At 71.6% G+C, this 9,327-nt stretch carries 10 protein-coding genes; 4 read left to right on the top strand and 6 right to left on the bottom strand.

The features are described from left to right. Positions 1-193 precede the first annotated feature (193 nt). Positions 194-1,348: an FAD-dependent oxidoreductase gene (locus tag ACFWW9_RS43850; protein ID WP_390389183.1), complete on the bottom strand. Its 1,155-nt coding sequence runs from the start codon at positions 1,346-1,348 to the stop codon at positions 194-196. Between the two features lie 106 nt (positions 1,349-1,454). On the opposite strand from ACFWW9_RS43850, the gene ACFWW9_RS43845 reads away from it, so the two are divergent. Continuing rightward, a complete protein-coding gene (locus ACFWW9_RS43845) occupies positions 1,455-2,039 on the top strand; it encodes a TetR/AcrR family transcriptional regulator (protein ID WP_390389182.1) in 585 nt (194 codons plus the stop codon). Here the strand turns inward: ACFWW9_RS43845 and ACFWW9_RS43840 are convergent. Then, a complete protein-coding gene (locus ACFWW9_RS43840) occupies positions 2,025-2,594 on the bottom strand; it encodes a TetR/AcrR family transcriptional regulator (RefSeq protein ID WP_390389181.1) in 570 nt (189 codons plus the stop codon). The two genes, ACFWW9_RS43845 and ACFWW9_RS43840, sit on opposite strands and share 15 nt — an antisense overlap. A gap of 112 nt (positions 2,595-2,706) precedes the next feature. Here ACFWW9_RS43840 and ACFWW9_RS43835 point away from each other — a divergent pair, with 112 nt between their 5' ends. Then, positions 2,707-3,726 carry an aldo/keto reductase gene (locus ACFWW9_RS43835; protein ID WP_390389186.1) on the top strand — a complete coding sequence of 340 codons (1,020 nt, stop codon included), beginning with the start codon at positions 2,707-2,709 and terminating at the stop codon, positions 3,724-3,726. A 14-nt stretch (positions 3,727-3,740) separates the two neighbouring features. Beyond that, a complete protein-coding gene (locus ACFWW9_RS43830; protein WP_390389179.1) occupies positions 3,741-4,619 on the top strand; it encodes an LLM class flavin-dependent oxidoreductase in 879 nt (292 codons plus the stop codon). Here ACFWW9_RS43830 and ACFWW9_RS43825 read toward each other — a convergent pair. The 4 genes from ACFWW9_RS43825 to ACFWW9_RS43810 form a co-directional block, all read right to left on the bottom strand. Then, a complete protein-coding gene (locus tag ACFWW9_RS43825; protein WP_390389177.1) occupies positions 4,585-5,214 on the bottom strand; it encodes a dihydrofolate reductase family protein in 630 nt (209 codons plus the stop codon). The two genes, ACFWW9_RS43830 and ACFWW9_RS43825, sit on opposite strands and share 35 nt — an antisense overlap. 63 nt (positions 5,215-5,277) lie before the next feature. Beyond that, positions 5,278-5,865, bottom strand: a complete 588-nt coding sequence (locus ACFWW9_RS43820; protein ID WP_390389175.1) for a carboxymuconolactone decarboxylase family protein — start codon at positions 5,863-5,865, stop codon at positions 5,278-5,280. Between the two features lie 42 nt (positions 5,866-5,907). Next, positions 5,908-7,707: an AMP-binding protein gene (locus ACFWW9_RS43815; protein WP_390389173.1), complete on the bottom strand. Its 1,800-nt coding sequence runs from the start codon at positions 7,705-7,707 to the stop codon at positions 5,908-5,910. Positions 7,708-7,800: 93 nt separating this feature from the next. Beyond that, the gene (locus ACFWW9_RS43810; RefSeq protein ID WP_390389170.1) at positions 7,801-8,553 is read right to left on the bottom strand and encodes an SDR family NAD(P)-dependent oxidoreductase; all 753 of its coding nucleotides are present in this window, start codon (positions 8,551-8,553) and stop codon (positions 7,801-7,803) included. 92 nt (positions 8,554-8,645) lie between these two features. Here ACFWW9_RS43810 and ACFWW9_RS43805 point away from each other — a divergent pair, with 92 nt between their 5' ends. Beyond that, positions 8,646-9,239 carry a TetR family transcriptional regulator gene (locus ACFWW9_RS43805; protein WP_390389169.1) on the top strand — a complete coding sequence of 198 codons (594 nt, stop codon included), beginning with the start codon at positions 8,646-8,648 and terminating at the stop codon, positions 9,237-9,239. Positions 9,240-9,327 lie beyond the last annotated feature (88 nt).

Raw genomic sequence — 9,327 nt, 5'->3', positions numbered from 1 at the left:
ACCGTGGCCGAATTTAATTGGGGTTTTAGGCCTTAAAATTGGAGATCGGGCAGGGCTTCGGGCACTGCCTTTTGGCCCGATCAAGGCCGAAATGAGGGGCCCCAAGTCAAATCGGCCACACCACTACGGAAATCGCCCGGTGACCACAACGGCACCGCCAGCCGCCGGCCCGACCCCGCTGGAACCCGGCTGACTACACCCGCTGGGCCGCCCGCTCCACATAACCCCGCCGCTCCGCCTCGAAGTCGGGGGCCTCGTGCGCACCGCCGTCCTCGGCCAGATCCACCACCGCCTCCGCCCCGGCTTCCGCACCACGCGGCATCATCACCGCCTCGTACGCTTTGACCGCATCGCCCACGGAATCCGCCCCCGCCAGAGCCAGCGCAAGATCCGCGCCGTCGAGCATGGCCAAGTTCGCCCCGTGCCCACCGAACGGCGACATCAAGTGCGCCGCGTCACCCAACAGCGTCACGCCGGGGGTGTGGTCCCAGGTGTGCGGCACCGGCAACGCGTAGAGCGGCCGGTTGACATACGGCTCCACGGTCTCGTTGATGAACCGCAGAAACCGCAGATCCCACTCGGCGAACCCAGCAAGCAGGTGGTCGCGGACCGCAGCGGGATCGGCGAGATCGAGACCCGCCTCGACGTGCCAGTCGAGGTCGACCGGCAGGACGACATGGGCGTCGACCACGCCGCCGCTGAGCCGGTGCGCGAAGAACCCGGAGAACCCGTCCAGCGCCGCCATCGCGCCATCGCCGACCAACTCGTCGAGATCGGCGTCGAGGTCGGTGAGCAGCACGTCTACGAAGGTCAGCCCGGTGTAGGCCGGAACCGCGTCGGACACCAGCCGCCGCACCTTCGACCACGCCCCGTCCGCGCCGATGACGAGGTCGAAGTCGGCGGTCTCGCCGTCGTCGAACCGCAGCCGGTGCACGCCGTCGCCGACCGGCTCGACGGCGCGCACGGTCTTGCCCCACCGCACCACCTCCGGCGCGACGGCGTCCAGCAGGAGACCGCGCAACTGCCCGCGGTCGATCTCCGGGCAGCTCGTCTCGCCGGGCGCGGGTGTCACCTGCCGGAGCACGGCCCCGGTGCGGTCCAGCATCCGCATCGCCTGCCCTTCGGGGCGGCAGAGCGCGAGGAACCCGTCGAGCAGCCCGGCCTCGCGCAGGGCTATCTGGCCGGTGTCGGCGTGCATGTCCAGCGAGCCGCCCTGCGTGCGGGCGTCGGGTGACGCGTCCTTGTCGAACACGGTCACCGCGATTCCCCGGTCCCGCAGGACACGGGCGCAGGTGAGCCCGCCCAGTCCCGCTCCGACGATGGCGATGCGGGTAGTCGAGTCGATCATGAGAGTCGTCCTTCCGTTCGGTGAGCCCTCATGAAAGCAAACTCGATAAAAAAGTGCAACGAGTCAACTTATGTACCGAGTGAACGCACCCTGGTAGGCTCCGGACGTGACTTCTCCTCCGGTCGGTCGTCGTGAGCGCAAGAAGGCCGCCACGCGGCAGTCGCTGGCCGACGCCGCCCTGCGGCTGTTCCTCGAGCGCGGCTACGACGCGGTGTCCATCCGGGACGTCGCGGAGGCGGCCGACGTGTCGACCACGACGCTGTTCAAGCACTTCAGCGGCAAGGAAGCGCTGGTGTTCGACGAGGACTCGGCGCGCGAGGCCACGCTCGTCGCGGTGGTGCGCGACCGCGCGCCCGGCCAGTCCATCCCGGCCGCGCTCCGGGACCACTTCCTGGCCGTGCGGCAGAGGTTCGCCGGGGAACCGGCCTTCGCGGAGTTCGAGAGGCTCATCGCGGGCACGCCCGTCCTGCGCGACTACGCCGACCGCATGTGGATGCGGCACCGGGTCGCGCTTGCCGCCGCCATCGCCGCGGAGGTCGGGGCTCCCGAGGACGACCCCGCGTGCCACGCGCTGGCCCACTTCGCGCTCCAGGCGTTGAGCCTGACCCGCGACGTCGACGACCCGGCGCGCGCGCTCCGCGAGGCCTTCGCCCTGCTGGAGAACGGCTGGGGCGCGCTACGCGGGCGGTAGCCGCAGGCCCGCGACCAGCACGCCGACCAGTCGCCGCGCGTCGTAGCGCGGGTCCTCGGCCCCGATGCAGAGGTTGCCGACGCCGCGCATGAGTTCGATGGCCGCCAGGTCCGAGCGGATCTCGCCGGACTCGGCCGCGGCGTCGAGCAGGCGCGCGCACACCGGCACGAGCCGGTCGAGGAAGTACGTGTGCAGCGTGTCGAACTCGGCGTTGTGCAGCACCGCGGCGAGGCCGTGCTTGGTCACCAGGAAGTCGACGAACAGGTCGATCCACCGCGCCAGCGCGGCGTGCGGTGAGGCGCTGCTCTCCAGCAGTGCGGGCCCCGCCTCGGCGCACGCCTCCACCTGGTGCCGGTAGACGGCGATCACCAGGTCGGCCCGCGTGGGGAAGTGGCGGTAGATGGTGCCCACGCCGACGCCCGCCTTCGCCGCGACGTCCCGCACCGGCGCCTCCACGCCGGACGTGACGAAGACGGCGGCGGCCGCGTCGAGCAGCGTCTTCTCGTTGCGCCGGGCGTCCGCCCGCTTGGCCTTGCCCGTGCCCTCGTCGTTCACCGCTGCGCTCCCGTGCTTGCTAACCGGAACAACGTTCCGTATCGTTAGTGGAACAAGGTTCCGTTTGCTCATCATCGCAGAGCGGACCCTCGACCACCAGGAGGACACGGCCATGCAGTACCGCACCTTGGGCCGCACCGGCGTGCAGGTCAGCACCCTCGCGCTCGGCGCGATGAACTTCGGCGCGATCGGACGCACCACGCAGGACGACGCCACGGCGATCGTCGACGCCGCGCTCGAAGCCGGGATCAACGTCGTCGACACCGCCGACATGTACGGCTCCGGCGAGTCGGAGGTGTTGACCGGCAAGGCCATCGCGGGCCGCCGCGACGACCTCGTGCTCGCCACGAAGGCGACCATGCCGATGGGGGAGGAGCGCAACCACCGGGGGAGTTCCCGCCGCTGGCTGGTCACCGAGCTGGACCACAGCCTGCGCAGGCTCGGCGTCGACCACGTCGACCTCTACCAGATCCACCGCTGGGACCCGACCACCAGCGACGAGGAGACGCTGTCGGCGCTGACCGACCTGCGGACCGCCGGGAAGATCCGCTACTTCGGCTCGTCGACCTTCCCCGCGTACCGCGTCGTGCAGGCCCAGTGGGCCGCCCGCGACCACCACCTCGGCCGGTACGCCACCGAGCAGCCCAGCTACTCCATCCTGCAACGCGGCATCGAGACCGACGTGCTGCCGGTGGCCCAGGAGTACGGGCTCGGCGTGCTCGCCTGGAGCCCGCTGGCCTCCGGCTGGCTGTCCGGCGCGGTCCGCGAGGGCCGGGAGATCACCACCAGCCGCTCGACGATCCTGCCCGAGCGCTTCGACCTGGCCGTCCCGTCCAACCGGGCCCGGCTCGACGCCGTGGAGAAGCTGGTCAAGATCGCCGAGCAGGCCGACCTGACGCTGATCCAGCTCGCGCTCGGCTTCGTGACCGCGCACCCCGCCGTGACCAGCGCGATCATCGGTCCCCGCACGGTCGAGCACCTGCGCTCGCAGCTCGCCGCCGCGGACACCGTGCTCCCGGCCGACGTGCTCGACGCGATCGACACCGTCGTCGCCCCCGGCGTCGACCTCGCCCCGCAGGAGAAGTTCGACACCCCGCCCGCGCTGCTCGACCCCGCGCTGCGGCGTCGCTGAGGAAGGCCCGCACCATGCCCAGTTTCGGCATCATCACCGCACCCATGCAGGTCGAGTACGCCGACCTCCTGCGCGTCTGGCGGGAGGCGGACGAGGTCCAGGAGATCGAGCACGCGTGGCTGTTCGACCACCTCATGCCCATCGGCGGCGACCCCGCCGGGCCCGCGTTCGAGGGCTGGACGCTGCTCTCCGCGCTGGCGGCCCAGACCCGGCGGCTCCGGCTCGGCGTCCTGGTCACCAGCAACCGGTTCCGCCCGCCCGCGGTGCTGGCCAAGATCGCCACGACCGTCGACGTCGTGTCCGGCGGACGGCTCGACTTCGGCATCGGCGTGGGCTCCCGGCCGGACCACCCCCTGGCCCGGCGCGAGTACGCGGCGCACGGCCTGCCGTTCCACGACCCCGCGGACGCCGTGGCCGCCCTCGCCGAGGCGTGCACGGTCATCCGTCGACTGTGGACGGAGGACGAGCCGTTCGACTTCGACGGCGAGCACCTCACGCTCACCGGGGCGTTCGGGAACCCCAAGCCCGTCCAACGCCCGCACCCGCCGATCCTCATCGGCGGCCGGTCGGCGGCCACCCTCCGGGTGGTGGCCGAGCACGCGGACGTGTGGAACTTCCCCGGCGACGACGTGGAGGAGGCCGTCCGCCGCGGGGCCCTGCTGGACCGCTACTGCGCCGACATCGGCCGCGACCCCGCCTCGATCACCCGTTCCCTGGTGCTGCCCGTGTCCTACGAGCGGCCCTCGACGACCAAGGACGCGGTCACGGCCGCGCTCGACGCGGGCTTCGGCCACCTCGTGCTCAGCCTGTCGCCGCCGTACCCGGTCGAGGTGGCGCGGTGGCTGGCCGACGAGGTGATCAGTCCTGCCGCGGCGAACTGTGCAGTGAGCTGACGTCCGCCGTCGCCGGAGCGCCCTCGACCCGCCCGTAGCGCAGGGACACGACGCCCTTGGGCCCGGCCACCGGCGGCTCGACGAGGGTGACGTTCGTGGGCACCGCACCGCCGTCGAACACCTTCTTCCCGACGCCCAGCACGACCGGGTGCACTTGGAGGTCGAGGCGGTCGAACAGCTGCTCGCGCAGGAGGGTCTGCACCAGGTCCAGGCTGCCGATGACCTTCACCCGCTCGTGCCGGTCGCGGATCTCGCGCACGGCGGCGGGCAGGTCCGGGCCGAGCTGGACCGACCCGGCCCACGGCAGGTCGGGCGTGCCGCGGGAGGCCACGTACTTCGGGATGCCGTTGAAGAGGGTGGCGATCTCCTTCAGCTCGGGCACGTCCTCCTGGTGCGGCCAGAAGGAGGCGAACATGGCGTACGTCCGCCTGCCGAGCAGCAGGGCGTCCGGGACCTCGTACGGGGCGTCGACCTCGTCCATCAGGGGCACCTGCCAGCCGCCGAACGGGAACCCCTCCGCGTCCTCCTCGGGCCCGCCGGGCGACTGCGCGACGAGGTCGAGGGTGGTGAACAGTTCGATGTGGACGGTGCCCATGGGGTGCTCCCGCTGCGCTCGGTCGTTTTCGGTCGGGAGGTAGACCGGCGGTCCGCGAAGAACTCATCGCGGGTGTCCGCGCTCGGCGGGCGGGCTGACGCGGAAGACCCGCAGCTGGAGCGCGAGCGTCGCGTAGTAGCCCGCCAGCGCGGTCAGCTCGAAGACCATGCGGTGACCGATGGTCGCCACGGCGTCGGCGTACTCCGCGTCGTCCAGGTCCTCCTCCCGGAGCAGCGCGAACACCACGCGCAGGGCGGCCCGTTCGGCGTCGTCGGCCAGGTCCGGCGGCGTGGTGAACGCCCGCAGGGCCTCGAGCTGCTCCGGTGTGACGCCCGCGGCCGCGGCGATGGGCTCGTGCGCGGTCCGCTCGACCCCGCTGTCCCACTTCGCGGCCACGGCCAGGATCGCCATCTCGCGCACGCGGTCGGTCAGCGTCGTCCGGTACCGGACGGCCGCGCCGACGCCCTGCAACGCGTGCCCGACCGGCGGCGCGACGAGCATCGCGTTGAACGGGCCCTCCAGCGCGCCCTCGTCGTCGACCAGCCGGAACCGTTGCGGCCCAGAGGAACGCGGACCGCCGGTGATGGTGTCGTAGAGGGCGCGCTGGTCGGCGTCGAGGTCGGCGGGCGTGAAGCGGGGCAGCCTGGTCATGGCCCGCATCCCACCAGCTACCGCCGCCGCGTGCCACTCCCGTCAGGCGGGCTCGTGCACGTCCGAACCCGCGTCCCTGGCGTAGAGCAGCTCGACCTCGGCCGCGTACTTCCGGTTGATCTGCCTCCGCTTGAGCTTCATCGTCGGCGTGATCTCCTCGCCGCCGGGCTCCCAGAACGTCGGCAGCACGTGGAAGCGCTTGATCTGCTCGATCCGCGACAGCTTCGCGTTCGCCGCGCCGATCCCCGCGCGCAGCGCCTCCACCACGGCCGGGTGCCGGGCGAGGGACGCGGCGGAGGCGTCGGTGATCCCGGCCTTGGCGGCGAACGCCGCGGCCACGTCGGGCTCCAGCACGACCAGCGCCGTGTTGTACGCGCGGGCGTCGCCGATCGCCACCAGCTCACCGACCAGCGGGCAGTGGACCTTCACGGTGTTCTCGATGTTGGACGGCGACATGTTCTTGCCGCCGGAGTTGATGATCAGCTCCTTCTTGCGGTCGACGATCGTGAAGTACCCGTCCTCGTCGACCGTGACCACGTCCCCGGTCCGCAGCCACCCGTCCTCGGTGAACGCCTCGGCCGTGCGCACCGGGTCGTTGCGGTAGCCGCGCATCACGATCGGCCCGCGCACCAGCACTTCGCCGTCCTCGGCGACCCGCAGCTCCACACCGGGAGCGGCGACGCCGACCGTGCCGACCTTCACCCGGTCCAACGGGTTCGCGGTGGCCAGCCCCGTGGTCTCGGACATGCCCCAGATCTCCACGATCTTGAGTCCCAATGCCATGAAGAACTCCAGCGTCTCCGGCGCGATGGAGGCCGCACCGGACATCGCCCACCGCATCCGGTCGAACCCGACCGCGACCCGCATCGGCGCCAGCACGGCCTGGTCGAGCGCCTGGAACTCGGCTTCCTCGTCGGCCGCCAGCTCCAACCCGGCCTGCCGGGCCCGCACCCGCCGGTGCGCCACCTCGAACGCCCGCGCCACCACGGCCGCCTGCTCGGCGGGCGCCGCGCTGAGCCGCGCGGTCAGCGCCAGCTTGATCTTCTCCCACACCCGCGGCACCGCGAACCAGAACGTGGGCCGCGCGTCCGCGAGCGCCTCGGCGACCCGCCGCGCGTCGTCCACGGTCGTCACCTCGGTGCCGTGCGTCATCTGGAGGTAGTGCGCCGACACCCGGTCGGCGATGTGCGCGGACGGCAGGTACGACAACGTCCGGTCGCCGTGCCGGATGCCGAGTTCGTCGTTGATCGACAGCACCTCGGACAGCACGTTCGCGTGCGTCAGCTCGACCCCCTTGGGATCGCCGGTGGTGCCGGACGTGTAGATCAGGGTCAGCACGTCCTGACCGTCGACGGCCCGCCAGGCCGCGTCGAAGTCGAACCCGTCCACCGAGGCGGCTTCCAGGTCCTCCAACGACACCGTGCCCTCGACCGGCTCGTCCACGACGACGACGTGCTCCACGGGTCCGCCCGCCGCCCGCACCCGTTCCACGAACTGCGCCTCGCACACCAGCACCCGGCACTCGGAGTTCCGCAGGAGGTAGGCGACCTGCTCCACGGCGGAGGTGTTGTAGATCGAGAACGGCACCGCCCCGAGGTGCAGCGCGGCCGTGTCCACGAGGTTGAACTCCGGCCGGTTGGTCATCAGCAGCGCCACGGTGTCGCCCCGCCGCACCCCGAGCGAGTGCAGCCCCTCGGCGATCCGCCGCACCCGCCGCGCGTACTCCCGCCACGTCACCGACCGCGCCCCACCGAGCACGCGCAGCGCCACGCCGTCGGGGTCGACCGTCGCGGTGTGCTGGAAGGCTTCGCAGAGGGTGGTGAACCGGTCGGGGGCTGTCATAGCGCGCTCCAGGGCTCGGCCTCCACGCGTGCCACGGCGTTGTGCCACGCTTCCCCGATTGTCGAACGCCGTTTCCGGCCCCGTCAATGACCCCTAGATCGGCGGTCGCACGAAGAGCGTGCTCCCCGAGATGTGCTCCGCGGCCGAACCGCACAGGAACGCCACCAGCCCCACGAGGTCCTCGGGCTCCCCGAGCCTTCCGCCGGGGTAGCGCGCGGACACCCGCGCCAAGTGCTCCTCGGACACGATCTCCCGCATCCCCGGCGTGTAGGTCAACCCCGGCGCGAGGGCGGTGGTGCGGATCCCCTGGTCCGCGAGCTCCTGGTGCACCACGTTGGACAGGATGTTCACCGCCGCCTTCGACCCGCCGTACGCGGCGGCCCCCGGCCCGGCCTGCGTGCCGATGGCGCTGGAGACGAACACGATCCGCCCGCCGCCGCCGCGGATCATCAGCGGCGCGAAGTGCTTCGTCGTGACGAAGCAGCCCACCACGTTGGACTTCAGCACCCGGTCGAGCTGGGCCACCTCGGTCTCCAGGACGCGCTGCCCCGGCGGCATCCACCCCGCGTTGTTGATCAACGCGTCCACCCGCCCCCACGCGGCGTCCACCTCGGCGGCGGCCGCCTCCACCGCGGCTTCGTCGCTGACGTCGGCCTCCAGCGCCACCGCCTCCGGGGCGCCGTCCACCTCGGCGATCTCGTCCACCACGACCTGGGCCCGGCCCCGGTCCCTCGCCAGCACGGCGACCCGAGCCCCCTCGGCGGCGAGCCCCAGCGCCAGCGCCCGTCCGATCCCTTGTGCGGCTCCCGTCACCACGACGACCTTACCCGCGATGTCGATGTTCACCTGATTGCCTCCAACTCCAACGTTGCGGTTGGATTTGACGGTAGACCTCGCCATCCACAACCGCAACGGTGGAGTTGGGTTAAGGTCGGCGAATGGCCTGGGACACCGAGGGGACTCGCAAACGCCTGAAGGAAGCGGCCACCGCGGAGTTCGCCGAACGCGGCCCGGACGGGACCACCATGGCCCGGATCGCCGACCGCGCGGGGATCAACAAGGAACGGCTGTACAAGTACTTCGGCGACAAGCAGGCGTTGTTCGACTCCGTCTTGGCCGACGAGCTGGAGAAACTGGCCGCCTCGGTCACCCACCCGGACGGTCCGTTCGAGGACATCGGCGAGTTCGCGGGCCGCACCTTCGACTACCACGCGGATCATCCGGAGCTGGCTCGGCTGCTGCTGTGGGAAGGCTTGTCAGGAGCCCCGGCGGCCGACGGGTCGAACAGGACGAAGCACTACCGGGACAAGGTTCGCGCGGTCGCCCAAGCGCAGCGGGACGGCCACTTGGCGACCGACTTCGACCCGGCGTACCTGGTGTTCATGCTCATCGCGCAAGCGGCGTGGTGGTCGGCTGTCCCGCAGGTGGCGCACATGCTCACCGGCGCGGATCCGGCGGACCCCGAGGAACGGGCGAAGCGTCGCGCGTGGGTGGTTCGGGCGGCTCGGAAGATGGCCGTGCCGGGCGGCTGAACCTCCGCCCTGCGTCGGGCCACCCGCGATCACGACCCGAAAACCTTGTGGTGGGCCCGAAAGTCGGGCCCACAACAAGGCCTAAACC

It is taken from the genome of Umezawaea sp. NPDC059074, from assembly GCF_042738955.1.
GTDB lineage: Bacteria > Actinomycetota > Actinomycetes > Mycobacteriales > Pseudonocardiaceae > Umezawaea.
This window is presented reverse-complemented; position numbering and strand designations above follow the sequence as displayed.